Source organism: Neorhizobium sp. JUb45 (assembly GCF_004343585.1).
Taxonomy (GTDB): Bacteria; Pseudomonadota; Alphaproteobacteria; order Rhizobiales; family Rhizobiaceae; genus Neorhizobium.
Genome location: NZ_SLYW01000003.1, coordinates 809,991 through 836,196 on the forward strand (window position 1 = coordinate 809,991; position 26,206 = coordinate 836,196).

The 26,206-nt window shown below is 60.9% G+C and carries 26 protein-coding genes; 18 read left to right on the plus strand and 8 right to left on the minus strand.

Annotated features, from left to right (window positions below; genetic code table 11):
• Positions 1 to 300 precede the first annotated feature (300 nt).
• Both EDF70_RS16280 and EDF70_RS16285 read left to right on the plus strand, forming a co-directional pair.
• Positions 301 to 1,350, plus strand: coding sequence for a P1 family peptidase (locus EDF70_RS16280; RefSeq protein ID WP_132275515.1), 1,050 nt, complete (start codon positions 301 to 303; stop codon positions 1,348 to 1,350).
• Between the two features lie 29 nt (positions 1,351 to 1,379).
• The gene (locus EDF70_RS16285) at positions 1,380 to 2,246 is read left to right on the plus strand and encodes a D-amino-acid transaminase (protein WP_132275518.1); all 867 of its coding nucleotides are present in this window, start codon (positions 1,380 to 1,382) and stop codon (positions 2,244 to 2,246) included.
• 56 nt (positions 2,247 to 2,302) lie between these two features.
• Here EDF70_RS16285 and EDF70_RS16290 read toward each other — a convergent pair whose 3' ends face one another.
• From EDF70_RS16290 to EDF70_RS16320, 7 genes are all read right to left on the minus strand, one after another.
• Entirely contained in the window at positions 2,303 to 3,187 is an 885-nt protein-coding gene (locus tag EDF70_RS16290) for a LysR substrate-binding domain-containing protein (RefSeq protein WP_132275521.1), read from the minus strand.
• 62 nt (positions 3,188 to 3,249) lie between these two features.
• Complete coding sequence (locus tag EDF70_RS16295) at positions 3,250 to 4,749, minus strand: serine hydrolase domain-containing protein (protein ID WP_132275524.1); 1,500 nt, start codon at positions 4,747 to 4,749, stop codon at positions 3,250 to 3,252.
• 152 nt (positions 4,750 to 4,901) lie between these two features.
• Positions 4,902 to 5,645 (minus strand): ABC transporter ATP-binding protein, encoded by a 744-nt coding sequence (locus EDF70_RS16300; protein ID WP_132275527.1) that lies wholly within the window; start codon positions 5,643 to 5,645, stop codon positions 4,902 to 4,904.
• Positions 5,642 to 6,469 (minus strand): ABC transporter ATP-binding protein, encoded by an 828-nt coding sequence (locus EDF70_RS16305; RefSeq protein WP_132275530.1) that lies wholly within the window; start codon positions 6,467 to 6,469, stop codon positions 5,642 to 5,644. The genes EDF70_RS16300 and EDF70_RS16305 overlap by 4 nt, the downstream gene beginning before the upstream one ends.
• A 1-nt stretch (position 6,470) precedes the next feature.
• Positions 6,471 to 7,373: a nickel transporter permease gene (nikC, locus tag EDF70_RS16310; RefSeq protein ID WP_132275917.1), complete on the minus strand. Its 903-nt coding sequence runs from the start codon at positions 7,371 to 7,373 to the stop codon at positions 6,471 to 6,473.
• Complete coding sequence (locus tag EDF70_RS16315) at positions 7,370 to 8,383, minus strand: ABC transporter permease (RefSeq protein WP_132275533.1); 1,014 nt, start codon at positions 8,381 to 8,383, stop codon at positions 7,370 to 7,372. Before EDF70_RS16315 ends, nikC begins: the two co-directional genes overlap by 4 nt.
• Positions 8,380 to 9,978, minus strand: coding sequence for an ABC transporter substrate-binding protein (locus EDF70_RS16320; protein ID WP_132275536.1), 1,599 nt, complete (start codon positions 9,976 to 9,978; stop codon positions 8,380 to 8,382). Before EDF70_RS16320 ends, EDF70_RS16315 begins: the two co-directional genes overlap by 4 nt.
• Positions 9,979 to 10,183: 205 nt before the next feature.
• Here EDF70_RS16320 and EDF70_RS16325 point away from each other — a divergent pair, with 205 nt between their 5' ends.
• Positions 10,184 to 11,218, plus strand: coding sequence for a dipeptidase (locus tag EDF70_RS16325; RefSeq protein WP_132275539.1), 1,035 nt, complete (start codon positions 10,184 to 10,186; stop codon positions 11,216 to 11,218).
• Positions 11,219 to 11,224: 6 nt separating this feature from the next.
• Here the strand turns inward: EDF70_RS16325 and phnF are convergent, their stop codons facing one another.
• A complete protein-coding gene (gene phnF / locus EDF70_RS16330; protein WP_132275542.1) occupies positions 11,225 to 11,953 on the minus strand; it encodes a phosphonate metabolism transcriptional regulator PhnF in 729 nt (242 codons plus the stop codon).
• A gap of 105 nt (positions 11,954 to 12,058) precedes the next feature.
• Between phnF and phnG the strand changes: the two genes are divergently transcribed.
• The 15 genes from phnG (at position 12,059) to EDF70_RS16410 (ending at position 26,202) form a co-directional block, all read left to right on the plus strand.
• Complete coding sequence (gene phnG, locus EDF70_RS16335) at positions 12,059 to 12,517, plus strand: phosphonate C-P lyase system protein PhnG (protein WP_132275545.1); 459 nt, start codon at positions 12,059 to 12,061, stop codon at positions 12,515 to 12,517.
• Positions 12,517 to 13,137 (plus strand): phosphonate C-P lyase system protein PhnH, encoded by a 621-nt coding sequence (phnH, locus tag EDF70_RS16340; protein WP_132275548.1) that lies wholly within the window; start codon positions 12,517 to 12,519, stop codon positions 13,135 to 13,137. The genes phnG and phnH overlap by 1 nt, the downstream gene beginning before the upstream one ends.
• 1 nt (position 13,138) lies before the next feature.
• Positions 13,139 to 14,230 carry a carbon-phosphorus lyase complex subunit PhnI gene (locus tag EDF70_RS16345; RefSeq protein WP_132275551.1) on the plus strand — a complete coding sequence of 364 codons (1,092 nt, stop codon included), beginning with the start codon at positions 13,139 to 13,141 and terminating at the stop codon, positions 14,228 to 14,230.
• Positions 14,227 to 15,120 (plus strand): alpha-D-ribose 1-methylphosphonate 5-phosphate C-P-lyase PhnJ, encoded by an 894-nt coding sequence (locus tag EDF70_RS16350; protein WP_132275554.1) that lies wholly within the window; start codon positions 14,227 to 14,229, stop codon positions 15,118 to 15,120. The genes EDF70_RS16345 and EDF70_RS16350 overlap by 4 nt, the downstream gene beginning before the upstream one ends.
• Positions 15,117 to 15,890, plus strand: a complete 774-nt coding sequence (gene phnK, locus EDF70_RS16355) for a phosphonate C-P lyase system protein PhnK (RefSeq protein ID WP_132275557.1) — start codon at positions 15,117 to 15,119, stop codon at positions 15,888 to 15,890. The genes EDF70_RS16350 and phnK overlap by 4 nt, the downstream gene beginning before the upstream one ends.
• A gap of 2 nt (positions 15,891 to 15,892) precedes the next feature.
• On the plus strand, positions 15,893 to 16,627 hold the full coding sequence (phnL, locus tag EDF70_RS16360; protein ID WP_132275560.1) for a phosphonate C-P lyase system protein PhnL: 735 nt from the start codon (positions 15,893 to 15,895) through the stop codon (positions 16,625 to 16,627).
• On the plus strand, positions 16,627 to 17,247 hold the full coding sequence (locus tag EDF70_RS16365; RefSeq protein ID WP_132275919.1) for a DapH/DapD/GlmU-related protein: 621 nt from the start codon (positions 16,627 to 16,629) through the stop codon (positions 17,245 to 17,247). The genes phnL and EDF70_RS16365 overlap by 1 nt, the downstream gene beginning before the upstream one ends.
• A gap of 85 nt (positions 17,248 to 17,332) precedes the next feature.
• Positions 17,333 to 18,175, plus strand: a complete 843-nt coding sequence (phnC, locus tag EDF70_RS16370) for a phosphonate ABC transporter ATP-binding protein (protein ID WP_132275563.1) — start codon at positions 17,333 to 17,335, stop codon at positions 18,173 to 18,175.
• 28 nt (positions 18,176 to 18,203) lie between these two features.
• Positions 18,204 to 19,199 (plus strand): phosphonate ABC transporter substrate-binding protein, encoded by a 996-nt coding sequence (phnD, locus tag EDF70_RS16375; RefSeq protein WP_132275566.1) that lies wholly within the window; start codon positions 18,204 to 18,206, stop codon positions 19,197 to 19,199.
• 242 nt (positions 19,200 to 19,441) lie between these two features.
• Positions 19,442 to 20,239 (plus strand): phosphonate ABC transporter, permease protein PhnE, encoded by a 798-nt coding sequence (gene phnE, locus EDF70_RS16385; protein ID WP_245519195.1) that lies wholly within the window; start codon positions 19,442 to 19,444, stop codon positions 20,237 to 20,239.
• A gap of 73 nt (positions 20,240 to 20,312) precedes the next feature.
• Positions 20,313 to 21,452, plus strand: coding sequence for an alpha-D-ribose 1-methylphosphonate 5-triphosphate diphosphatase (locus EDF70_RS16390; RefSeq protein ID WP_132275574.1), 1,140 nt, complete (start codon positions 20,313 to 20,315; stop codon positions 21,450 to 21,452).
• Positions 21,442 to 22,017: a phosphonate metabolism protein/1,5-bisphosphokinase (PRPP-forming) PhnN gene (phnN, locus tag EDF70_RS16395; RefSeq protein WP_132275577.1), complete on the plus strand. Its 576-nt coding sequence runs from the start codon at positions 21,442 to 21,444 to the stop codon at positions 22,015 to 22,017. The genes EDF70_RS16390 and phnN overlap by 11 nt, the downstream gene beginning before the upstream one ends.
• A gap of 99 nt (positions 22,018 to 22,116) precedes the next feature.
• Positions 22,117 to 23,151, plus strand: a complete 1,035-nt coding sequence (locus tag EDF70_RS16400; RefSeq protein ID WP_132275580.1) for an ABC transporter ATP-binding protein — start codon at positions 22,117 to 22,119, stop codon at positions 23,149 to 23,151.
• Between the two features lie 140 nt (positions 23,152 to 23,291).
• Positions 23,292 to 24,314 carry a Fe(3+) ABC transporter substrate-binding protein gene (locus EDF70_RS16405; RefSeq protein WP_132275583.1) on the plus strand — a complete coding sequence of 341 codons (1,023 nt, stop codon included), beginning with the start codon at positions 23,292 to 23,294 and terminating at the stop codon, positions 24,312 to 24,314.
• Positions 24,315 to 24,516: 202 nt separating this feature from the next.
• Complete coding sequence (locus EDF70_RS16410; protein ID WP_132275921.1) at positions 24,517 to 26,202, plus strand: iron ABC transporter permease; 1,686 nt, start codon at positions 24,517 to 24,519, stop codon at positions 26,200 to 26,202.
• Positions 26,203 to 26,206 lie beyond the last annotated feature (4 nt).

Here is a 26,206-nt window from a genome sequence, read left to right on the forward strand (position 1 = left end):
ACGGCCCGACATCGAAACATCCGGCCGTGTGCTTCATTCGCGATCCTAAAGACGTCATCGGTGCAGGCATTGATCACGATCAACGGCCCGTCGCGGCGTCATGCCGCAATGATACCACCCGTTTGGTAATCGGCAAATTAATATGAGTTATATGATCAAGTATTGATGCGCTGGCAGGTTTTGCCTCTCCGCCGCAGCGCGGATGTTGCAAAGCCGGCATGAAACTATTCCGTTTTTGTTGTGCCCGCGGGCGCTGCACTCAAGTAGGCTTGCCGCAATTCGAGACTGGAACCTTACGCGATGACCTTGGAAAACCGCATGCGTCTGCGTGCGCTGGGCATGTCTATCGGCCATTACGAAACCGGCGCGTTGAACGCGATCACGGACGTTGCGGGCGTGGCTGTCGGTCATGTGACCTGCATTGAAGGAGACCGCACGCGAACCGGCGCGACGGCCATTTTGCCGCATGACGGCAATCTGTTTCAGGACAAGGTTCCGGCGGCGCTCGCCGTCTTCAACGGCTTTGGCAAATTCGCCGGTTCGACCCAGATTGCCGAACTGGGTGAGATCGAGACGCCGATCCTTCTGACCAACACGCTTGGGGTCGGGCGTGCCATCGAAGCCATCAATCGCCATACGCTGGCGCAGGTCGGCAATGAACGTGTCGTTTCACTGAATGCCGTCGTCGGCGAAACCAACGATTCCCGCCTGAACGATATTCGTGCTGCTCGTCCAACTGTCGATGAAATGTCGCAGGCACTTGCTGCTGCAAAGGTCGGCCCTGTGGAGGAGGGCGCCATCGGCGCCGGGACCGGCACGGTCGCCTTCGGTCTCAAGGGCGGCATCGGCAGCAGTTCGCGGGTCGTCTCCACCGCTGGCGAAACCTATACGATCGGCGTTCTCGTTCAGTCGAACTATGGCGGCAAGCTGATGGTGGCCGGTCAGCCTTATGAGGCAGACGGCGCACATGACAAGGACGGCTCGATCGTGATGATTGTCGCGACCGACGCGCCGTTGTGCTCGCGCAATCTCAAGCGTCTCGCGGAGCGCTGTTTTGGCGGCTTGGCGCGCACCGGGGCGGCGCTCAGCAACGGATCGGGTGATTACGCGCTGGCGTTTTCCACGGCCGAACAGGTTCGCCGCACGCCGGAGCGTCGCAAGGCGGTCGCCAGCTATCCGGTTCTTTCCAATGATGTCGTTTCGCCGCTGTTCGAAGCCGTCATCGAAGCCAGCGAGGAAGCCATCCTCAACTCGATGACCATGGCGACGACGACCCACGGCTACAATGCCGGCACGAACAAGCCTTCGACAATCCAAGCCATTTCGCTCGACGCTCTCAAGCGCCGTTGATCATATCTGAAAATTCGCACGGAGTTCCCATGCCTGCCGCAACGCCTCGCACCGTTTATCTCAACGGCGCCTTCCTGCCCGAAAACGAAGCGCATATCTCGATCTTTGATCGCGGTTTCCTGTTCGGCGACGGCATTTATGAAGTCACGGCGGTGCTGGACGGCAAGCTGATTGACAGCCCGCTGCATATGGCGCGCCTGGAGCGCAGTGTGCGGGAAATCGGTGGCCATCTGCCGATCACAACGGACGAGATCGTTGCCATCGAAAAGCGTCTGGTCGAAGACAACAAGCTGACCGAAGGCGTGATCTACCTGCAATACACGCGTGGCGCCGAAGACCGCAATTTCCTCTATTCGGAAAATCTCGAGCCGACGCTTCTGCTCTTCACGCAGGAAAAGACGCTGGAACATGTCGCGGCCGTTGAGAAGGGCCTGAAGGTCAAGGTCGTGCCGGACCAGCGCTGGGAACGTCGCGACATCAAGACCGTCTGCCTGCTGCCGCAGGTTCTGGCCAAGCGTATCGCCAAGGCCGAAGGCTGCGATGAAGCCTGGATGGTGGAAGACGGTTTTGTCACCGAAGGCGCGTCGTCGACGGCCTATATCATCACCCATGACGACAAGATCGTCACCCGTGGCAATGGCACGGCCATCCTGCCGGGCTGCACGCGTCTCGCCGTTCTCGATCTTGCCCGCGAACAGGGCCTGACCATCGAGGAGCGTCCGTTCACGGTGGAAGAAGCGATGGCGGCGCGCGAAGCCTGCCTCACCAGCGCATCCAACTTCATCGTGCCGATCACCTTTATCGACGGCAAGCCGGTCGGTGATGGCAAGGCCGGCCCGATGTTCCAGCGCCTGCGCACGCTTTACATGGACAATGCCCGCCGCACGGCGGTCTGATTTTCAGGAATTCGTATCGCTTCAGGAAACAATCCCCGTTTTGAAGCGGTACGAAATTAGCCGGCGGCCACAACATCCCAGATTTTTCTGACGATGGGTCGCCGGTTTTCTTTTGACCGGTAAAGCCGGATCTCCACCTCGATATCCCATTCGGTTTCTGCCGCGCGCACCAGCCGGCCATCCGCCAGTTCTGCGTTGATGAGGCTTTCCGGTATCCAGGCCAGTCCCCAACCCGATAGCGCCATGGCTTTCAGGCCGACCGAATGGCTGCCGACATGCACGCGGTTGTCCGTCGGCAGGCGTGAGGCAAATGCGCCGGCCACCAGCTGGCCGAAAAACGACGTCTTCTGATAACTGACATGGGAAAATCCCGGCTCCAGCTCGTGCTGTGGCCGGCCATCCGCATCCGGCACACTGACGGGAATGATGGTTTCGGCACCAAGCGTGTGATGTTCGAACTGCGGATCGAGCAGCATCGGCACATGCAGGTTCTGATAGGTCAGCAGAAAATCGGAATCGCCGTCGATCAGCGAATTGAGATTTTCGTCCATGCTGCCCGAGTCGGGGCGCATATGCGACACGAGCGGTCCCAGCTTGCCGCGCAGATCGCTCAGCCAATCGGGAAAGAAGGTGAAGGACAGCGTGTGCAGCGCCGTCAGTGTGACAGTTCGGGCATCATTGCCCTCTTCGTGCTGCAGGTTGCGGCGCGCCTGATAGAGACCTTGCAGCGTCTGTTCGGCGATCGGCACGAAACGTTTGCCGGCTTCGGTGAGGCGTGAGGGATAGGTGGCACGGTCGATCAGGCTGGTGCCGACCCAGGCTTCCAGCTGCCGGATGCGGCGGCTGAAGGCGGATTGGGTGACGTTGCGCTCGTCCGCTGCCTTGGAAAAGTTCAGCGTCTGGGCGAGCGCCAGAAAATCTTCAAGCCATTTGACTTCCACCGAACACTCCAAAACAAAACCGGCTGCGGTTTTTCATTGGTCCGATTGGTGGCAAAATGCAATCACGCGTCTCGGCTATATTCGATCATTCGTGCGCGAGACAGAACCAGTTCGACCTGGTTTTCGGCAAGAACGTGCAGGCAGACGCGCTTGGTCCAGGGGCCGTCCTTCAGCGTGAACAGGAAGCGTCCACCGCCCAAAACCGTGAGCGGCATGCGGTGACGAACCGGCCCGACGCCCATGACGACGGCATCGCCATCGATCTCGAAATAGGCGCCTTCATCGGAGAACCAGCGGCCGGCAAGCGTGGCTGGTACACCTGTGTCGACGGCGGGCAGGAACTTGCGTGGCGGATGGCCGATCTGGCCGACGATCGCATCGCCCTCCATCTTCAGGCGCATCGGCGACGAGGCGGAGAAGGACGAAACGTAACCGTCAACATCTTCATAAGCGGTATCGTCGGCGTCGAGCCAGGTGACGGTCGATCCCTTGACCTCGATCCAGAAGGGACCGGTTTCGGTGACGTAGAGACCATCGCTCAGGGCAGGGGCCGCGACGGGTAGGGCGAGATCGAACAGGGCAGCCATGGCTTCCTGTGCGATCTTGTTGCCATTGGTGTCTTCGCGGTTGGAGACGATGACGAAACCGCTTTTGCTTGTCTGGTCGATGAGGAAATAGGTCTTGTAACCCGGATGCGAACCGCCATGGCCGGTGAATTCGCGACCACCGAGGACGGTGCGGCGCAGGCCGAGGCCGTAACCGCTTTCGGAGCCGTCGGCCAAGGCACGTGGTGCCGCGAGATTGTCGAGAATACCGGCGAGCGATCCCTCGCCGAGAGTCAGGGCACGCACCCAATTGGCAAGGCTGGTGGCGCTGCCGGTCATGCTGCCGGAGGCGGAGATATGCAGACCGGCGGCCGAGAGTTGCCATTTTTCGCCGTCGTGCCAGTAACCGGGTACAAGGCCGGCAACGGCATCGTTCCAGACATCCGGGGCGTCGAGCGTGGCATCGGCTTTTGCGCCGGCATCGCGGATGAAATCGCGGAAGAACAGGCCCTTGCGCTCAAGTGCTGTTTCAACGAGGCGGTAGCCGGTGTTGGAATAGGAAACTTCGGTGCCGGCCTCGTAGTTCAGGCGCGTCTGGCGGGCCAGAAATTCCATCAACGGGCCGGCCTTGGTTTCGGTGTAGACCGAAAGACCGAGCAGGGAGAGGCATTCGCGCGTGTCCGGCAGACCGCCGCTCATGTCCAGCGCACGTCCGACGGTGACGCTTGCCATCGGCTCCTGCAATTCGGGCAGATGCTGGCCGAGCGTGTCTTCGAGGGAGATTGCTTCAGGATGCGACAAGACCATGGCGCAAAAAGCGTGTTTGGTGACGGAGGCGTAGCGCACCACCGTATCGGCGGAGAAGGGCGCCATGGTCGAGAGGTTCTCGACGCCACCGACTTCTGCGAAGCGGATGCCATTGGCATCGAAACCGATCACGGCGCCGCCGGGCTGGTCGCTGCCCCATGCGCCGGTAAACTTCCTGGCGGTTTCCTGTGCTTTTTCCCAGTTGGCCATCGATGTCTCACTTCTCCAATGACGAGAATTGAACCTCTCCCACGTCATCCTCGGGCTTGTCCCGAGGATCTAAGCCCTCGCCAGGCATTCGACGTGGTTGGATGCTCGGGACAGGCCCGAGCATGACGGCGGAAAGCGCAAAGGCCTTGTTGTCAGGCCGGTTCTTCGAGTTCCACGCTCAGGCTGCGCAGTTCGCGCGTGTGAGCGTGGCTGACATTGCCGAGCCTCAGATCCTCGGCGGTGACCTGTTCCACCATATGGCCATCGATCATCACACCCACTTCGGTGCACAGATGGGCGATGACGCTGAGATTGTGGCTGACCATCACATAGGTGAGGTTCCGCTCGGCTCGCAGGTCCGCAAGAAGGTTCAGGATTTCCGCCTGAACCGAGACGTCGAGCGCAGAGGTCGGCTCATCGAGCAGCAGCACTTCCGGTTCGGCGATCAGCGCGCGGGCAATCGCCACACGCTGGCGCTGGCCGCCGGACAGCTGGTGCGGATAGCGGAAGCGTGCCGTCTGCGGCAGGGCAACGGCAGCCAGCACCTTGGCGATGCGGTCGTCGATATTGTCCATGCCGTGCACGAGCGGCAGTTCCGACAGGATGCGGTCGATCGTCTGGCGTGGATGCAGGGAGCCGTATGGGTCCTGAAACACCATCTGCACCTTGCGGAAGAAGGCCGGCGGGCGAAACAGCGGGGCATCCTCGCCGGAAAAGGCGATGCGGCCCGACCATTCGTTGTTGAGGCCGGCCATGGCGCGCAGAACGGTGGATTTGCCCGAGCCGCTTTCGCCGACGATGCCGAAGCTGGCGCCCTTGGCGACGTTGAAGGACACGCCCTTGACGACTTCCTTGTCACCGAAGGCGATGCGCAGATTGTCGATCTCGATGGTCATTTCAGCCACTCCGGATCACGGGTAAGGACAGGCAGGCGCTCCTTGGGATGGATCAGCGAGGGCATGCAGTTGAGCAGCCCGCGCGTATAAGGATGCTGCGCGGACAAAAGTTCGGATGCCTTCAGTTCTTCCATCACACGGCCGGAATACATGACGGCGACGCGGTCGCAGAAATGCGAGACCAGCGGCAGATCGTGGCTGATGAGCAGCAGGCCCATGCCGCGTTCCGACACCAGTTCCTCGATCAGGCGCAGGATTTCCGCCTGCACCGTGGCGTCAAGCGCCGAGGTCGGTTCGTCGGCGATCAGCAGTTCCGGATCGGGTGCCAGCATCATGGCGATCATGACGCGCTGGCCCATGCCGCCCGAAACTTCGTGCGGATAGGCGCTTGCCACCTTGCGTGGATCGCGGATTTTCACCATTTCCAGCAGGTTGATGGCGGCTTCAAGGGCTGCACGCTTGCTGCCGCCCTTATGGGCGCGCCAGGATTCGGCCACCTGGCTGCCGATCGTTTTCACCGGGTTCAGCGAATATTTCGGGTCCTGAAGAATGAAGCCGGCCCGCTTGCCGCGGATCGTGCGCATCTGCTTTTCCGACGCCGACAGGATGTCGATGCCGTCGAATTCCAGCTTGTCGGCTTCGATCCGCGTCTGTTTGGGCAGAAGCTTCATAAGGGCGCGGGCGGTGAGGCTCTTGCCCGAGCCGCTTTCGCCGACGATGCCGAGCTTTTCGGTGCCGAGCGTCAGCGACACGCCCTTGACGGCGGGCGCAAAGCCGGTGCGGCTTTCAAAGCCGATATGCAGGTTCTTGATTTCAACGAGCATATCAGGCCGCCTTCGGATCAAGGACGTCGCGCAGCGCGTCGCCGAGGAAGTTGAAGGCCAGCGAAACCATGAAGATCGCGATGCCGGGAATGGCGGCAACCCACCACTGTTCGAAGATGAAGCGCTTGGCAGTCGCAATCATCGCACCCCATTCCGGCGACGGCGGCTGCGCGCCCATGCCGAGGAAGCCGAGCGAGGCGGCGGTGATGATGATCGAGGACATGTCGAGCGTGACGCGCACGATCAGCGTCGGCACGCAGAGCGGCATGATGTGGCGGAAGATGATGCGCCACGAAGAGCCACCGGTCAGGCGGTAAGCCGCGATGAAGTCGCTGCCGCGAACGGTCAGCGTTTCGGCGCGTGCCATGCGGGCATAAGGCGGCCATGCGGTCAGCGCGATGGCGAGCACGGCGCTTTCGACACCGGGCTGCAGGGCGGCCACGAAAGCGAGCGCCAGAACCAGACGCGGGAAGGCCAGAAAGATGTCGGTGATGCGCATCAGGATGGTATCGACGACGCCGCCGAAATAACCGGCGATGCAGCCGATGGCGAGCCCGATCGGAGCCACGAGAACCACGACGGCGATAACCATGCCGAGCGTGACGCGGCCGCCGTAGAACAGGCGCGAATAGATGTCGCGGCCGAGTTCGTCGGTGCCGAACCAGTGAGCGGCACTCGGCGCGGCCAGACGATTGGCAAGATCCTGCGCTGCCGGATCATGCGTTGCCAGCAGCGGCGCGAACAGGGCGATGCCGATGAAGATCAGGATGATGGTCAGGCCGATCATGCCGAGCGGATTGCCGCGCAGGTTCAGCCAGATGCGGTACCAGTTGCCCCAGGCGGCCTGGCGGCGCGAGGACGGATTTTCGTCCAGCGCCCAGTTTCGGAAGGTGGCGATCATTATTGTACCCGTGGATCGAGGACGCGGTAGAGAATGTCCGCAATCAGGTTGAGGCCGACATAGATGAGGCCGATCAGAAGCGTGGTGCCGATGACCGGGTTCATGTCCGCATTCATCAGCGAAACGGTCAGATATTGGCCGATGCCCGGCCACGAGAACACGGTCTCTGTGACAACGGCGCCTTCGAGAAGGCCGGCATAGGTCAGCGCGATGACGGTGACGAGCTGCACGGCAACCGTCGGGAAGGCGTGACCCCAGATAACCGTGGTCAGCGACAGACCCTTGGCGCGGGCGGTGATGACATACTCACCCTTCAGCGCGTCGATCATGAAGGCGCGCGTCATGCGGGCGATATAGGCCATCGAAAAATAGGCAAGGATGATGACCGGCTGCGCCATATGCGCCAGCGCGTCCCGGAAGGCATCGAAATCGCCGGCAATCAGCGTGTCGATGGTCAGGATGCCGGTGACCGTATCGATCATGCCGTCAAAGATGATGTCCTGCCGGCCGGGGCCGGGGGCGATATCGAGCCACGAATAGAAGATCAAAAGCGAGATCAGCGACAGCATGAACACCGGCACGGAATGGCCGGCAAGGCAGACGACGCGGATGGCCTGATCGGTCAACGAGCCCTGACGGACGGCCGCCCAGACGCCGAGCGGAATGCCGATCAGTGCCGCCAGCAGCAGGGCTGCGGTGGCAAGCTCGAACGTCGCCGGGAAAAAGCGGACGATATCGGTCGCGACCGGGTTCTTGGTCAGAACCGACATGCCGAAATCGCCATGGATCAGCTGGTTGAGATAATGCAGGAACTGCACCGGAATGGGCTGATCAAGGCCCATCTCAGTGCGTACGCGAAGAATGACATCCTCCGGTGCATTGTCGCCAACGGCGGCAATGACCGGATCGACCGGCATGACCCGGCCGATGAGGAAAGTCAGCACAGTCAAACCGAACAGCGTCAGGAGGACGCTGCTCAGTGTTGCTGCAAGGCTTTTGAAACGCTTGTTCACGCCTTGGAAGTCTCCAGATAAGAATTGCCTTCAGACAGAACGCCGAGCTGGAAGCCGGTGGTGTTCTTGCGGCAGGCAGCTGTCTTGGTGGTCTGGAACATGACGGCGAACGGGCTGTTTTCCATGAACTCGCGCTGCAGGGCTTCGTAAAGTTCCAGACGCTTTGCCGGGTCCTTCTCGTCGCGGGCAGCTTCTGCCTTGGCGGCCAGGTCATCGTTCTTGAAGCTGGAGCGCCATGCGAACGGCTTCTTCTTGGCGTCGTCCGAATTGTCCTTGTTGATGCAGAACACTTCGGCGTTCGAGTTCGGATCGAAATAGTCCGTGCCCCATGCCGACAGTGCCATTTCATGGCCGCGGGCGCGCATCTTGGTGAGAACCTGACGGTTTTCAGCCGACTGCAGCTTTACGCGGATGCCGATGGCGCCGAGGTTGGCCTGGATCGCCTGTGCGAGATCCGGGTAGGGCTGGGCCGCATAGTGGTCGAGGGTGATGTCGAAACCGTCTGCGAGACCGGCCTCGGCCATCAGTGCCTTGGCCTTTTCGACGTTCTGCTTGAACGGCGTGTCGGTGACGGTGCCCGGGAAACCGGCAGGCTCCATGCTCTGGTGAACGACGTGCGTCAGCGGCACGATGTTCTTCTGCATGCCTTCGTAATCGAGCGCCCACTTCACAGCCTGCCATACCTGCGGCTTGGCAAGGTTGGCATTGTTCTGGTTGAGCGAGATCAGCACCAGCGAAGCGATCTGCTTGCGCACCAGCGTGACGTTTTCGTCAGACTGCAGCGCCTTTAGCTGTTCCGAGGTCAGGTCGCGGGCAATATCGACGTCGCCCTTCTGGAGCATCAGCATCTGCGAGGACGGATCGACAACGTGGCGGATGATGACACGCTTCAGGTTGCCCTTGTAAGGACCGTGTTCGTTCAGCGTCAGCGCGATGCTTTCCGAAGCCTTCCAGGCCTGCAGCTTGAACGGGCCGGAACCGGCGCTGTTCTTCTGCAACCAGGCATTGCCGAGGTCGCCGTTCACTTCGTTTTCGAGAACGGTCTTCTTTTCGACGATGGCGCCGATGTTCGCCGACAGGCAGAACAGCAGGAAGGAGATCGCGGTGGGTGTTTCGGTCGTCAGCGTGACGGTCTTTGCGTCCTTGGCGACGATGCGGGCTTCAACATTGTCAGCCGTGAAGCCGAACTGGTTGATGATGAAGGCCGGGCTCTTGTTCATCTTGATGGCGCGCTGCAGCGAGAACGCAACGTCGTCGGCCGTGACGGCAGCGCCGGAGGCGAACTTGGCATCGGCCAGCTTGAAGGTGAAAACCTTGTTGTCGGCATCGGCTTCCCAGGAAGCGGCAATGACCGGGGTCACGGTGTCGGGGTTGTCGCTGTTGGCGCGTACCAGCTTCTGGTACATGTTGCTGATCATCTCGCCGCCGACGGCCTCAAAACCCTCATGCGGGTCAAGGCTGGTCATGTTGTCGAGCTGCTGTGCAACGACCAGAATATCCTTCGGCGTGGCCGCAAAAGCGGTTTCGGCCAGTTCGAGATAGGACAGGAACGGGACGGCTGCGCCGCCGATCAGAAAGTTGCGTCTTGATACCATTGCTATATTCCCCTTGATAAGCCGGCCCCTGGGATTTGAGGGGCAGGCAAGATTTTGCCGCAATTTTCGGCGGTCTTAACAGTGCGTTTAAAAACCGACCAATTCCATTTTTCGCATAGGTTATGCGCGGTTTGCATTTGCGACCGCGCCACCACCTACTTACGGATAACCGAAACCTCAATGCTCCGGCGGGACACTTCAGAAAATGTTGAACAATTTTCTTCCGATCTTCGATGGCCATAATGACGTGCTGCTTCGCCTGCGACGCGACGGCGGCGCTGATCCGGTAAAGCGTTTTCTCGAGGGAGAAGATGTCGGGCATATCGACTTGCCGCGCGCCAAGGCCGGCGGTCTGGCCGGTGGCCTCTGCGCTATCTACGTTCCTTCGCCAAGCATGACGAAGGACGCGAACGGTGATTACCCGACGCCGACGCAGCCGGATGCCATCAATGAAACGCTGGCGATGGCGCGGTTGTTGTTCGATATCGAGGCACGGTCGCAAGGTGGTGTGACGGTGTGCCGCACGGCCGATGATATCCGCCGCTCGATCGAAACCGGCAGCTTTGCCGCGGTCTTCCACATCGAGGGCGCGGAAGCGGTGGCCGCCGATCTTGATGCGCTTTACGTGCTGCATCAGGCAGGCCTGCGCACACTCGGCCCGGTCTGGAGCCGCCCGAACGTCTTTGCCTATGGTGTGCCGTTCCGTTACCCGTCGACGCCGGATATCGGCCCGGGCCTCACTGAGGCTGGCCGCGATCTCATCCGCGCCTGCAACGAGCTGAAAATCATGGTTGACCTGTCGCACATGAACGAGGCCGGCTTCTGGGAAATTGCCAAGCTTTCGAATGCGCCGCTGGTCGCCTCGCATTCCAACGTGCATGCGCTGTGCAACCACAGCCGCAACCTGACCGACCGCCAGCTCGACGCCATCCGCGATACGGACGGTCTCGTCGGCATCAATTTTGGCGTTCTGTTCTTGCGTGACGACGGCATTAAGGATGCCAATACCAGTCTCGACCTGCTGGTGCGCCATGTCGCCTATATTGCCGAGCGGATCGGCATCGACCGCGTGGCGCTCGGTTCCGACTTCGACGGCACTACGATCCCGAACGAAATCAAGGATGCAGCCGGACTGCCGCGTCTGGTCGAGGCGCTGCGCAAACATGGCTTCAACGACGCGGAATTGAAGAAGATCGGCCACGAGAACTGGATTTCCGTTCTCGAACGCACTTGGGCCTGAGAAGGTTCAGTCCACGTCCGGCTTGAACGAAAGCTCGAACCGGTCCGCGAGAAAGCGCGTGCGCACGCTCTGGACCGGTTTGTCCTCCATATCGACATCGACGGCATTGCTGATCAACACGATGGCGTCGGCTGCGCATTGCAGCAGTTCGGCGTCATGGGGTGACACGCGCTCGGCGGTGATGCGGGTTTCGCGGCGGCGGTAATCGCTGACGCCCGATTTTTGCAATGCCTGCGTGATCGAGCCGGTTTCCGCGTAAGCCGAAATGATGTCTGGAAAACGCTCCACCGAAAACAGCGAGGTGGAGCGCGACATCGGCATGCCATCCACCACGGCCAGCCGCTCCAGCCGGTGCAAAGGCGCGCCGACCGAGATATTCAGCAATGCCGCCTGCCGCGCATCGGCGGCCACACGCTCTGCGCCGATCAGCCGGCCTGACGGCTCGATCGACTGTTTCATCATGTTTTCGCGAAAACGCACGCGCTCGCCGATCGGATAGATGACGCGTGGCGGCTGGGCGTTGACAAATGTGCCGCGACCGCGCTCGGCGCGCAGCAATCCCTCGGTCGAGAGAGCCGCAATGGCGCGGCGCACCGTATGGCGGTTGACGCCATGACGTTCGGCAAGCTCGACCTCGGGCGGAAGCTGCTGTGCGATCACGCCGGAAGCGATGTCGGCGCGGATGGCGTCGGCGACGCGGCGCCAGCGGGAAATGCCGTCATCGAGGGCGTGCATGAGGGTAGTCCTTAAAAAATGCGAAATGTCATCAAGCTGTCACTGGTCAGGCTCTATAACCTCGATTAGATTAGTTGTCTACACAAATAGACAAATAGGTGCGACATGACAGCAGAAACAGCGAATGCGCGGAGAAAGCGGGCCCTGGATGCGATGGCGTCCATGCCGGCCAGTTTGCTCCATGAACTTTACAATCAGAATACAGCCGGCGCGCCCGGCGCCATTGCGGTTCGTGGTCCGGAAATCGGCGCCATCATGCTGCGCGGCCGGATCGGCGGCGGTGGTGCGCCGTTCAATCTCGGCGAGGCCAGCGTGACACGCGCCACGGTGCGGCTGGAGAGCGGTGAACTCGGCCATTCGATCGTGCTCGGTCGTGATGCCGACAAGGCGCGTATGGTCGCCCATCTCGATGCGCTGCGCCAGCTGCCGGACTGGGTGGCCCGCGTGGAAAAATCGATTGTCGAGCCGGCGCTGCAGCATGCCCGCGATCAGGCCGCAATTCAGGCTGAAGAGACGGAAGCGACGCGTGTCGACTTCTTCACCATGGTGCGGGGAGAAGACTGATGAGTGTTTCGATCAATGCGCGTTCGGAAGGCCATGTCTTTGAAGGTGGCTTTGCCAATCCGGTGATGGATAGTCAGGCCGTATTTCGTCGTGTGATGAATGCGCTGGCGCAGCCGGGCACCATTGCCGATCTCGCCGGCTTCGTTACCCCGCCGGCACCAATGTCGCAGGCAGCAGCCGCCATCCTGCTGACGCTTGCCGATTACGATACGCCCGTCTGGTTCGAAAAGCCGGAAAACAATGACGACGCCATCGGCTGGATGTCGTTTCACACCGGTGCGCCGCGCACGGCCGATGTTCTTCGCGCCGGTTTTGCCGTGCTGGAAAAGGCAAGTCCCGTTTCAGCATGGGCATCCTTCCCGATCGGCACCAGCGATTACCCGGATCGTTCCGCCACGCTGCTTCTGCCGGTCGAAAGCCTTGTCGGCGGTCAGCCTCTGACACTCACCGGCCCCGGCATCGAAACGCAAACGGTGATCGCACCTAGCGGCCTGCCGGAGGGATTTGTCGCCGTCATGGCGGAAAACCGCGCCGCTTATCCGCTCGGGCTGGATGTCGTGCTGGTTTGCGGCGGTGAGGCGATCGCGCTCCCCCGCACGACGCGGATCGAGGAGTTCTGACATGTATGTAGCCGTAAAAGGCGGGGAAGCCGCCATTGCCAATGCCCACCGTCTGCTGGCCGATCGTCGTCGTGGTGATCGTGATGTACCGGCGCTGACGCTGGAGCAGATTACCGGCCAACTGGCGCTCGCCGTCGATCGTGTCATGGCCGAAGGTTCGCTCTACGATCCAGATCTCGCCGCCATGGCCGTGCGCCAGTCGCGTGGCGACATGATCGAGGCGATCTTTCTGCTGCGTGCCTACCGCACCACGCTGGCGCGTTTCGGAAATTCGCGGCCGATCGATACCGCGAAGATGCGCATCGAACGCCGTGTCTCCGCCACCTATAAGGATATTCCGGGTGGCCAGCTTCTGGGGCCGACCTTCGATTACACCCACCGCCTGATCGATCCGGCCATGGCTGGAGACGCGCCGGTCGATGAACCGCTGCGCCGTGCCCGCGAGGATGAGCGCCGCGCACCTCGGGTGACCGACATTCTCAACGATGAAGGCCTGATCGAGCGCGATGTTCTGTCCGACGAAGAGCCGGGTGACCTTACCCGCGATCCGACCGCTTTTCCGGCCGATCGCGATGTGCGCCTTCAGGCTCTGGCGCGTGGCGACGAGGGTTTTCTCCTCTCGCTCGGGTATTCGACGCAGCGCGGTTACGGCCGCACCCATCCGTTTGTCGGTGAAATCCGCATCGGTCTGGTCGATGTCGAGATCGATGTGCCGGAACTCGGTTTTGCCGTCTCGCTCGGCAGCGTTCGGGTGACCGAATGCCAGATGGTGTCGCAGTTCACCGGCGGCAGCGAAGAGGGCGCAAAGTTCACCCGTGGTTACGGTCTGGTTTTCGGCCAGTCCGAACGCAAGGCGATGGCCATGAGCCTCGTTGACCGCGCCCTGCGCGCCGACGAATTCGATGAACAGCGGCTGGCGCCGGCGCAGGATGAGGAATTCGTGCTCGCCCATTGCGACAACGTGCAGGCGACAGGTTTCGTCGAACACCTGAAACTGCCGCATTACGTCGACTTCCAGGCCGAACTCGACCTGTTGCGCACGTTGAACACGGCCAAGGCCACTAACGACGAGATGAGGGAGGCCGCGGAATGACCCTTCCAGAGTACAATTTCGCCTATCTGGACGAACAGACAAAGCGGATGATCCGCCGCGCGATCCTGAAAGGCATCGCCATCCCCGGTTATCAGGTGCCGTTCGCCTCGCGCGAAATGCCGATGCCATATGGCTGGGGCACCGGCGGTGTGCAGGTGACGGCGGCGATCCTCGGGCCCGACGATGTACTGAAGGTTATCGATCAGGGCGCCGACGACACCACCAATGCAGTTTCCATCCGCGCCTTTTTCGCCAAGACTGCCAATGTGGCGACGACGACGAAAACAGCCGACGCAACGGTCATCCAGACGCGACACCGTATCCCGGAAGCGCCGCTCTCCGCCGGTCAGGTCATCGTCTATCAGGTGCCGATCCCGGAACCCCTACGTTTCCTCGAGCCGCGCGAGACCGAAACCCGTGTCATGCACGGGCTGGAGGAATACGGCCTCATCCATGTAAAACTCTACGAGGATATTGCCCAGCACGGTCATATCGCCACCACCTATGCCTATCCGGTCAAGGTCGAGGATCGGTATGTCATGGACCCATCGCCGATCCCGAAATTCGACAATCCAAAGATGAACGGTTCGCCGGCCTTGCAGTTGTTCGGTGCCGGTCGCGAAAAGCGCATTTACGCGCTGCCGCCCTTCACCCATGTCGTCAGCCTCGATTTCGAGGATCACCCGTTTCAGGTGCAGAAATTCAAGCAGCCCTGCGCGCTCTGTAACGCCACCGGCGTCTATCTCGACGAAGTGGTGACCGATGATCGCGGCGGCCGCATGTATGTCTGCTCCGATACCGACCATTGCGAAACGCGCCGTCAAGACGGCCATCACGGGACGGGCCTGCCGATTGCGGGCCAAGAGACCGTCAAGGAGGACGCGGCATGACCTCTCCCATCCTTTCCGTCCGAGACCTTGAGCGCCGTTACGGCGATTTCATCGGCTGCACGGATATCTCCTTCGATGTCTGGCCGGGCGAAGTGGTCGCTATCGTCGGTGAATCCGGCTCCGGCAAGACGACGCTGCTCAACTGCATTTCCGGTCGGCTGGAGCGTTCCAGCGGCAGCATCCAATACCATATGCGCGACGGTCGGTTTCCTGATTTGGCCGACCTGTCGGAAGCCGAGCGGCGCTTTCTGATGCGTACCGACTGGGGTTTTGTGCACCAGAACCCCGCCGATGGTCTTCGCATGCGGGTTTCCGCCGGTGCCAATGTCGGCGAACGCCTGATGGCGATCGGTGATCGCCATTATGGCGAGATCCGCGATACCGCCACCGAATGGCTCGGCCGCGTGGAAATCGCCGGTGACCGTATCGATGACAAGCCTGTCGCCTTTTCCGGCGGCATGCGTCAGCGCCTGCAGATCGCCCGCAATCTCGTCACCCGCCCGCGCCTGATCTTCATGGACGAGCCGACCGGTGGTCTGGACGTCTCGGTGCAGGCGCGTGTGCTCGATCTTTTGCGTGGTCTCGTCAGCGATCTCGGGCTTGCGGTGGTGATCGTCACCCACGATCTGGCAGTCGCCCGCCTTCTGTCGCAGCGGATGATCGTCATGAAGAATGGGCGCATCGTCGAAACCGGTCTCACCGACCGCGTGCTCGATGATCCGCATCATCCCTATACCCAGCTTCTCGTCGCCTCGATCCTGGAGTCGTGATCATGACCGTTGTAATCCAAGAGACAGGCAACGCGCTTCTTTCAGTGCGGCAGGTGGCAAAGTCCTTCACCATGCATCTGCGTGACGGCGTCATCCTGCCGGTCGTCAATGATGTGAATTTCGAACTGTTTGCCGGCGAATGTGTCGTGCTCGGCGGACCGTCGGGCGTCGGCAAGTCGTCGATCCTGCGTATGGTCTACGGCAATTACGCCATCGACAGCGGCGAAATCCTGATCCGCGACAGGACATCGGGCGAGGCTCGTGATCTCGGTGCCGGTGATCCGCGTCTTGTGCTCGATCTGCGGCGAGATTGCATCGGCTACGTCAGCCAGTTTTTGCGCGCAGTCCCCCGTGTCTCGGCGCTCGATATCGTCGCCGAACCGCTGGTGTCGCGTGGTGTCGACCGGGCTGTTGCTGCCGAAAAGGCAGCTGGCCTGCTCAACCGCCTGCATCTGCCGGAAGCGCTGTTCGACCTGCCACCCGCCACCTTCTCCGGTGGCGAAAAACAGCGCGTCAACATCGCTCGTGGTTTCATCACCGATCACCCGATCCTGCTGCTCGACGAGCCGACGGCGTCGCTCGATGCCGCCAATCGTGACGTGGTCATTTCGATGATCCAGGAAAAACTGGATGCCGGCACTGCCATCCTCGGCATCTTTCACGATCAACCGGTGCGTGATGCGGTGGCGACTCGCACCATCGATGTCTCCGCCTTCTCCGCACGAAAGGCCGCGTGATGCAAAAGCAGCTTTCCGCCACCGTTCCCTTTGTTGATCCGACCGCCGTCGTGACTGACAGCAAGCTCGGTCGTTACACTGAAGTGGCGGCCGGCTCGATCGTCACCGAAACCACAATGGGCGATTATTCCTATGTCAGGGAAAATTGCATGGTGTGGTGCGCGGAGATCGGCAAGTTCGTCAACATTGCCGCTGCCGTCCGCCTCAATGCCACCAATCACCCGACTGAACGCGCAACACTGCACCACTTCACCTACCGTGCCGGCGATTATTTCGACGGCGCCGAAAACGAGGCGGACTTCTTTGCAGCCCGCCGCGCGAAGCGCGTGATCATCGGCCATGATGTCTGGATCGGCCACGGCGTGACCGTGCTGCCCGGCGTGAAGGTCGGCAATGGTGCGGTGATCGGGGCAGGGGCCGTCGTCAGCCGGGATGTGGCGCCCTACACCATCGTCGGTGGCGTGCCGGCCAAGCTGATCCGCGAGCGTTTTTCCGCCGGTATCGGCGCGCGCATGGATGCACTTGCATGGTGGGATTGGCCTCACGAACAGTTGTTCGAAGCATTGCAGGATTTTCGTGACCTGTCTGCAGAAGACTTCCTGGGGAAATACGGCGTCTGACACAGAAGTTTCACGCAAATGTCGCCGAAACATCACCAAAACATCGTCAGAGTTTCTTGAAACCCGAACCGTTCAGGGGAAGAAAATGACAGCCATTACCGTCTCTAATCTGTCGAAGACTTTTGGACGCAACCGCGCCCTCGACAAGGTGAGCCTCACCGTCGAGCCCGGCGAGATGGTGGCCCTGATCGGCGCGTCGGGCTCCGGCAAGAGCACGTTGATCCGCCACATTGCCGGCCTCGAAACCGCCGATATCAAGGGTGGCCGTATCGATGTGCTGGGCGATCTGTGTCAGGACGGCGGGCGCATCAACCCGCGGCTGAAGCGCGGCCGCGTCTCGGTCATCTTCCAGCAGTTCAATCTGGTCGGCCGTCTGTCGGTGATGACCAATGTGCTGATCGGCCATCTGGGCCGCACGCCGCGCTGGCGCGGTACACTCGGTCTCTTCAATCGCGACGAAAAGCAGGTGGCGCACCGTGCTCTGGAGCGTGTCGGTATTCCGCAGGTGTTTGCCCAGCGGTCCTCGACGCTCTCGGGCGGCCAGCAGCAGCGCGCAGCGATTGCCCGCACGCTGGTGCAGGAAGCGGAAATTCTGATCGCCGACGAACCGATCTCGGCGCTGGACCCATCCTCTGCCCGCCGCGTCATGGACGTCCTGTCCAGCATCAATTCCGAAGACGGCATCACCGTCGTCGTGTCGCTGCATCAGGTGGAATATGCGCGCCGTTATTGCCCGCGCACCATCGCCATGCGTGACGGCGCGATCGTCTATGACGGACCGTCGACTGCGCTTTCCAACGAATTCCTGGCCGAACTTTACGGTGCGGCCTCGGAAGAACTGGTCCTGCCGGATGCCCCGGCCGGTCAAGCTGCTCCCAGCGTTGCCGCGGAGCGAGAACGTCCACGGGCCGAGCTGGAGCTCGCCTGATCACTCTTTGAAAACTCGGAGAAATACGATGAACGCTCTACTGAAAAGCATGGCGACGATGTCCGTCGTCTTCACCATGAGCTCCGCAGCCTTTGCGGCAGACACGATCAATTTTGGCATCATCTCGACCGAATCCCAGCAGAACCTGAAGACCAGCTGGCAGCCGCTGCTCGACGACATGAAGGAAAAGACCGGCCTCGACGTCAAGCCGTTCTTCGCCTCCGATTACGCCGGCATCATCGAAGGCATGCGCTTCAACAAGGTGCAGATGGCCTGGTACGGCAACAAGTCGGCGATGGAAGCCGTCGATCGCGCCGATGGCGAAGTATTCGTGCAGAGCGTCGCCGCCACCGGCGAGCCGGGCTACTGGTCCGTTGTCATCGTTCCGAAGGACAGCCCGATCCAGAACATCGATCAGGTCCTGAAATGCGACCAGTCGATCAACTTTGGCCTCGGTGACCCGAACTCCACCTCCGGCTTCCTCGTTCCGATGACCTTCGTGTTCTCCAAGAACAATATCGAGCCGAAGAAGTGCTTCAAGAACGTCACCAATGCCAACCACGAAACCAATGCCATGGCCGTTGCCAACAAGCAGGTTGATGCTGCTGCCAACAACACTGAGAGCATGGCGCTGATCAAGCAGAACAATCCGAAGGCTTACGACAACATCCGCGAAATCTGGCGCTCGCCGCTGATCCCGGCTGACCCGATCGTCTGGCGCAAGGATCTGTCGGAAGAAAACAAGGGCAAGATCCGCGAATTCTTCCTGACCTACGGCACCGACAAGTCGAAGGGCAATGTCGAGGAAGAAAAGAAGATCCTTGCTGGCCTGAAGTGGGCACCGTTCCGCGCCTCGAGCGACAACCAGCTTCTGCCGATCCGCGTCATGGAACTGACCAAGTCGATCAGCCAGACGCAGGGCGACGCCAAGCTGGACGCTGCCGCCAAGGAAGCCAAGATCAAGGATCTGACGGCCCAGAAGACCAAGTTCGAAGCCGAACTCGCCAAGGTCAGCACCAACTGATTTCAGTTGGTCTGAACGATCGCGGGGCAGGCTTTTGGGCCTGCCCCGGCTAACGCCGAAGGGCGCAAGTCTCTCCGCCGTCATCCTCGGGCCTGTCCCGAGGATCTGCAGCTGCCTGATATCAGGCACGTGGTTAGATCCTCGACACAAGGCCGAGGATGACGGAATTCAACTGGTCGGCTTGCCTCTTGGAGGGCTGGCCCTTCTTCCGGCACAACCCCCACACAATGAGCGACGCGACGATGACCTCCACCACCGCCACGACCAAGCCGCTGCCGAAACAACCCGGCAGTGCGCGCAATGGCCTGCTCCTGCTGACGGTGATTGCCGCGCTCGCCTATAGCTGGGGGCCGGCCGAAATGGGCCGCTGGACCTACCTCTTCACCGATGCCGGCAATATGGCCGAATATGCCAGCGGCTTCCTGAAACCCGATTTCAGCGAGTGGCGCTTTTATCTCGAGGAAATGGTCGTCACCGTGCAGATCGCACTCTGGGGCACATTTCTGGCCGTCGCTCTCTCCGTGCCGCTTGGCATTCTTTCGGCCAACAACATGGCGCCCTGGTGGATCAACCAGCCAGTCCGCCGCCTGATGGACATGTTCCGCGCCATCCATGAAGTGGTGTTTGCCGTTCTGTTCGTCGTCGCCGTCGGCCTTGGTCCGTTCGCGGGCGTCATGGCGCTGTTCATCCATACGACCGGCACGCTGTCAAAACTCTTTTCCGAAGCCGTCGAAGCCATCGATCCGCGCCCGGTCGAAGCGATCCGCACCACCGGTGCCTCGCGCGTTCAGCAGGTCCTGTTCGGCGTCATTCCGCAGGTTCTGCCGCTCTGGATCTCGCTGTCGCTTTATCGTCTGGAATCCAACATCCGCTCCGCCACCGTGCTCGGCGTCATCGGCGCCGGCGGCATTGGCCAGGTTCTGTTCGAAAGCATCCGTGGTTTTTATTACCCGCAGGCCTCGGCCATGCTCATCATCGTCATCATCACCGTCAGCCTGATGGACCTTCTGTCCCAGCAGTTGCGCAAACTGGTGATCTGACACTTTCCGCATTCTTTTCCTTGAGCGTATCGAAAACGCTCCGTAAGCTGTGAATCACACCATGACCCCAGACATGAAACAAGAAACCATCTTCACCAATTGCGCCATCGTGCTGGCCGACGAAATCGTCACCGGCAGCGTGCAGGTGCGCGACGGCAAGATCGCCGACATCTCCACCAGCCCTTCGGCCAATGGCATCGACCTGAATGGTGATTATCTGCTTCCCGGCTGCGTCGAACTGCATACCGACCATTTGGAAACCCATTTCCAGCCGCGCCCGAAGGTGCGCTGGAACATGGATGCGGCGCTTCAGGCGCATGACGGTCAGGTGGCAAGCTCCGGCATCACCACCGTCTTCGATGCGCTGCGTGTCGGCATCGACGACGATACCGATCTCGGCCCTGCCGACATGGCGGCGATGGCGTCGAAAATATCGCAGGCCAATGCCGCCGGTCGTTTGCGCGCCGAACATTTTATCCATCTGCGCTGCGAAGTCTCGATGGCGGATGTCGCCGAACAGTTTGCGATGATGGAAGGCAATGACCGTGTGCGGCTGGCCTCGCTGATGGATCACGCGCCGGGCCAGCGCCAGTTCGTCAGTCTGGAAGCCTATCGCATCTATTATCAGGGCAAGAAAAAGCTTTCGAATGCGGAGTTCGACGCGTTCAGCGCCCGCCGCATCGCCGAATCCGAAGCCAATTCCGACCGCAATCGCAAACGTATCGCCGAACTTTGCCATGAAGCCGGTATTTCGATTGCCTCGCATGACGATGCGACCGCCGCCCATGTGGCAGAAGGTGTCGAACTCGGCATCGCGCTTGCCGAATTCCCGACCACGATCGAAGCCGCCGTCCTGTCGCGTGAAGCCGGTTTGCAGGTGCTGATGGGTGCGCCGAATGTGGTGCGCGGCGGTTCGCATTCCGGCAATGTCTCGGCGCTCGACCTTCTCGAAAAAGGCGCGCTCGACATCCTGTCATCCGACTATATTCCGTTTTCGATGATGCAGGCGGCGTTCGTTCTGACCGATCGCGGCCTTGCCGACCTGCCGCAGGCCGTGCGTCTGATCTCCGACAATCCGGCCCGTGCCGCCGGTCTCAACGATCGTGGCCGTATCGAAGTCGGCCGCCGCGCCGATCTGGTGCGTGTGCGCGCCGAGCGCGACCTGCCGCCGGTCGTTTCCGGCGTCTGGCGGGAGGGCAATCGTGTCTGCTGAGAAAAAGGGCCTGTTTGTTGCCGTCGTCGGCCCGAGCGGTGCCGGCAAGGACACGTTGATGCGGGCCGTGGCAGCGCGTTTGAGCGATCGCCCGGATATCCGTTTCGCCCAGCGTGTCATTACCCGCGATGCTGATCCCGACAACGAGGATCACGAAGTTCTGTCGCGCTCGGAATTTGCCGATGCCCGCAAGGACGGTGCGTTCTGCCTCGATTGGGAAGCGCATGGCCTGTGTTATTCGCTGCGCCGCGAAGCCGCAGACCATGTCGCATCGGGTGGCACGATGGTCGCCAATCTGTCGCGTGCCGTTCTCTCCGAAGCGGCATCGCGTTTCACTCGCATGGATGTGTTGGAAATCACCGCACGCCCGGAAATCCGTGTCGAGCGTTTGCTCGCCCGCGGCCGCGAAACGGCTGACGACATCCGCAGCCGCGTTGCCCGCGAAATGCCGATTTCGGTGCCGAACCTGCCAGGTCGCATCGTCACCATCGACAATTCCGGACAGCTGGACGATGCCGTGGATGCCCTCGAAGCCTATCTTGCAGGGGCGAAATCAGCGTCCTGATCGGCGGTTTGCAGCAAATCTCCTGATCGTGATGCCGGCACTCTTCACCGGCGTGACGCTCTGTGGCAGGTTCCCGCCCGCAAGAGGAGATTGCCGCGCATGCAGGAAAATATCGCCGTCCGGCTGGAAAATGTCAGCCGTGTTTTCGGAACGACGGCGGCCGTCAACGGCATATCGCTGGATATAGCCAAGGGCGAAATCGTTTCGCTGGTCGGCCATTCCGGCTGCGGCAAGTCGACATTGCTGCGCATCATTTCAGGCGTCGAAACGGTCGATTCCGGCCGTGTTGTTCTCGATGGTCGCGAAGTCGACGGCAACACGTTTGTCGAGCCGGAAGTGCGTGGCGTCGGTTTCGTGTTTCAGGATTACGCGCTTTTCCCGCACTTGAGCGTGCGCGACAATATCCTATTCGGCCTCAAAAGCCGCGCCCGGACAGAAGCGGTCGCCATGGCCGAGGATGTCATCCGCCGTGTCGGCATCGACCATCTGGCCGAACGGTTTCCGCATACCCTGTCTGGCGGCGAGCAGCAGCGTGTGGCGTTGGCGCGGGCCTTGGCGCCGCAACCCGCCGTCATCCTGATGGACGAACCATTTTCCAATCTCGATCAGGGACTGCGCGACAAGGTGCGCACCGATACGCTGTCGCTGCTGCGCTCACTGGATGCCACTGTGATCATGGTCACGCATGACCCGCAGGAAGCACTATCGGTCGGTGACCGCGTCGTGTTGATGAGATCGGGCGAAATCGTGCAGGCCGGCACCGCTTATGATCTGCACGACCGGCCGGTGAACAGCTATGCCGCCGAGTTTTTCGGCAGCTTCAACAAGGTGCCCGGTTCCTGGCGCGATGGTCGTCTTGAAACGGCGCTTGGCAGTTTCTCAGGTGCGCAAGGCTCTGGCCCAGAGAGTGGCACGATTTTGTATCTGCGCCCGCAGGGGATTGTCGTGTCTGTCGATCGCGGCGATTTTTCCGCACGTATCGAACAGCGCATCTTTCAGGGCGACAGCGAGCAGGTCTTGTTGCGCGTCGATGGTCTAGATTTGCCCTTGAAGGTGATCACCCGCGAGCGCCTGCCATCCGGCACGGAGGCGGTGAAAATCAGCATTCTGCCTGAACGGACGATGGTGTTTTAATGGTGTACCATTGATTGCCGACGCATATAACGCATCGATAAAGTTTGCGTGAGGCCCTGCCATCTCAGGGAATTTAAACTTGACCAAACCGGTCAAGAACTGCTGCAAACCTCTCGTGTTTCTTTAACGGGGGAGTTATCATGAAACCTCATGCCATTCTGGCCTCCACGCTTCTCGCCGCTTCCATGCTGTCCGCACCGTCGCTTGCCGCGGCGGCTGAAATTAACGTCTACACGACGCGCGAACCGGCCCTGATCGCACCGCTTCTCGAAGCCTATACGAAATCCACCGGCACCAAGGTGAACACCGTCTTCATGAAAGATGGTTTGGCCGAGCGTGTTTCTTCGGAAGGCGCAAGCTCGCCGGCCGATATTCTGATGGCCGTCGATGCCGGCAATCTCGTCGATCTGGCGGAAAAGGGCGTGACCCAGTCGGTTGAGTCCTCCGTGCTGAATTCGGCCATCCCGGCCGAGCTGCGCGACGGCAAGGGCCATTGGTTCGGCCTGTCCTACCGCGCCCGCGTGCTTTACGCCGCCAAGGATCTCGATCTCGCCGCGTTCAACTACGAGGATCTTGCCGATCCGAAATGGAAGGGCAAGGTCTGCATCCGTTCTGGCCAGCATCCCTATAACACAGCGCTGTTTGCCGATTACATCGCCCATCACGGTGCGGAAGAAACCGAAAAGTGGCTGACCGGCGTCAAGGCCAACCTGGCGCGCAAGGCGGCCGGTGGTGACCGCGATGCGGCCAAGGATATCCTCGGCGGCATTTGCGATATCGGCATCGCCAACTCCTATTATGTCGGCCTGATGAAGTCCGGCAAGGGTGGCGAAGAGCAGGTCAAGTGGGCTGAAGCGATCAAGGTCATCCTGCCGACCTTCAAGGATGGCGGCACCCAGGTGAATATCAGCGGCGCGGCCGTTGCCAAAAATTCGCCGAACAAGGCCGAAGCCGTGAAATTCCTGGAATATCTCGTCTCCGACGAAGCCCAGAAGATCTATGCCGAAGCCAATTACGAATACCCGGTAAAGGCCGGTGCTGCTGTCGATCCGATCATCGCCTCTTTCGGCACGCTGAAGGTCGACAACAAGCCGCTGTCTGAAATCGTCAGCCATCGCAAGCAGGCGAGCGAACTGGTCGACAAGGTCGGTTTCGACAACTAACGGCTAGGGAAGGCGTCCCGTCGGGGCGCCTTCATCGTTTTCGTGAAAGGCCATCCGCCTTCCCTTTTTGTCATCCTCGGGCTTGTCCCGAGGATCTGCCAAGGTCTACTTGTCTCGGACTCAGCAGATCCTCGGGACAAGCCCGAGGATGACGTCGTTGAACTCGTCGTCGTGTGATGGGCGGTCTCCAGTGAGCATTGTGATGCACTCCAACCAACCGTTTGCCACGTCGTTAAATGCGAAGCGCGGTGCTCGTTCCGGCAGAAACTGGTTGCTGTTTTCCGTCATTGCAGCGCTGATCGTCACGCTGCCTATCCTCGGGCTGGCGCTGGAGGCGCTGAAAGGTTCGTCCGGGCTTTGGGCGCATCTTTTTTCCACCATCCTGCCCGTGGCGATGGTCGATACGGTGATCCTGCTTGCCGGGGTCGGGATCGTGACGGCTGTGATCGGCACAACGACGGCCTGGCTGGTGACGGCCTATGAATTTCCCGGCCGGCGGCTGCTGGAATGGGCACTTTTGCTGCCGCTTGCGGTGCCGACTTATATCATCGCCTATGCCTATCTCGATATCCTGCATCCGATCGGTTCGGTGCAGGGGGCGATCCGCTGGGTACTGGGTTATGAAAGCCCCAGACAATTCCGCCTGCCCGATATCCGCTCGATGACCGGCTGCATCCTGCTGCTCGGTTTCGTGCTTTATCCTTACGTCTACATCCCGACGCGGGCGATGTTTCTCACCCAGTCCGGCAACCTCATCGATGCCGCCCGCACGCTCGGTGTGTCCCGTCGCGCCGTGTTCTGGCGGGTGGCGCTGCCGCTGGCGCGTCCGGCTGTCGCCATCGGCGTGGCGCTGGCGCTGATGGAAACGCTCAACGATGTCGGTGCCGCCGAATTTCTCGGCGTGCGCACCATGACGGTATCGATCTACACGACATGGATCACGCGCACCGATCTGCCGGGCGCCTCGCAGATCGCACTGGCCCTGCTTTTGATCGTGGTGGCGCTTGTCGGCATCGAACGTTGGGCGCGACGAAAACAGCGATATGCCACCGATGCCCGCCGCAGCCGCGGGTTTTCGCCTCAGAAGATCGCGCCCTTGCCGGGTCTGCTGTTTCTGGGCATCGGCCTTGTTCCCGTTCTTCTGGGGTTTGTCGCGCCCGCCATCTATCTCACCACGGAAGCCTGGAAACGCTATCGTTTTGCCGGCCTGTCACCGCGCATTCTCGATGAGGCGGTCAACACAATCGTCATTGCCACGGTGGCGACGGTTGTCACCATTCTTCTCGGTCTTGTCGTTGCCTATGCGGCGCGCATTCGACCCGGCAAGAAATCCGCCGCGCTGCTGCGACTGTCGAGCATGGGTTATGCCGCGCCCGGCACTGTTGTCGCCATCGGCGTGCTGATCGTGCTGGCCGGTCTCGATCGGTTCATCGATCGCACCGCGCTCGACTGGTTCGGTGTTTCCACCGGCCTGCTGTTCATGGGCTCGGGTGCTGCCGTCGTTTATGCGCTGACGGTGCGGTTTCTGGCGATATCCGCCGGCGGCATCGAAGCGGGTCTGTCGCGCATCCCGATGTCGCTCGATCATGCGTCGCGCACGCTCGGGCAATCGGTCTCCGGCACGTTCCGGCATGTGCATCTGCCATTATCGAAAACGGCGATTTCGGCGGCGGCTCTTCTGGTCTTCGTCGATTGCGTCAAGGAACTGCCGGCAACACTGCTTTTGCGGCCCCTCAATGTCGAAACATTTGCCACGCATCTATATGGCGAGGCGGCACGCGGCACTTATGAGGAAGCTGCCATCGCTGCCCTTGCCATCGTCGCCATCGCCATCCTTCCGGTTTTGCTGTTGTCGCGGGTGGGCAGCACCCGGCCTGACGCAGGCTGAGCCG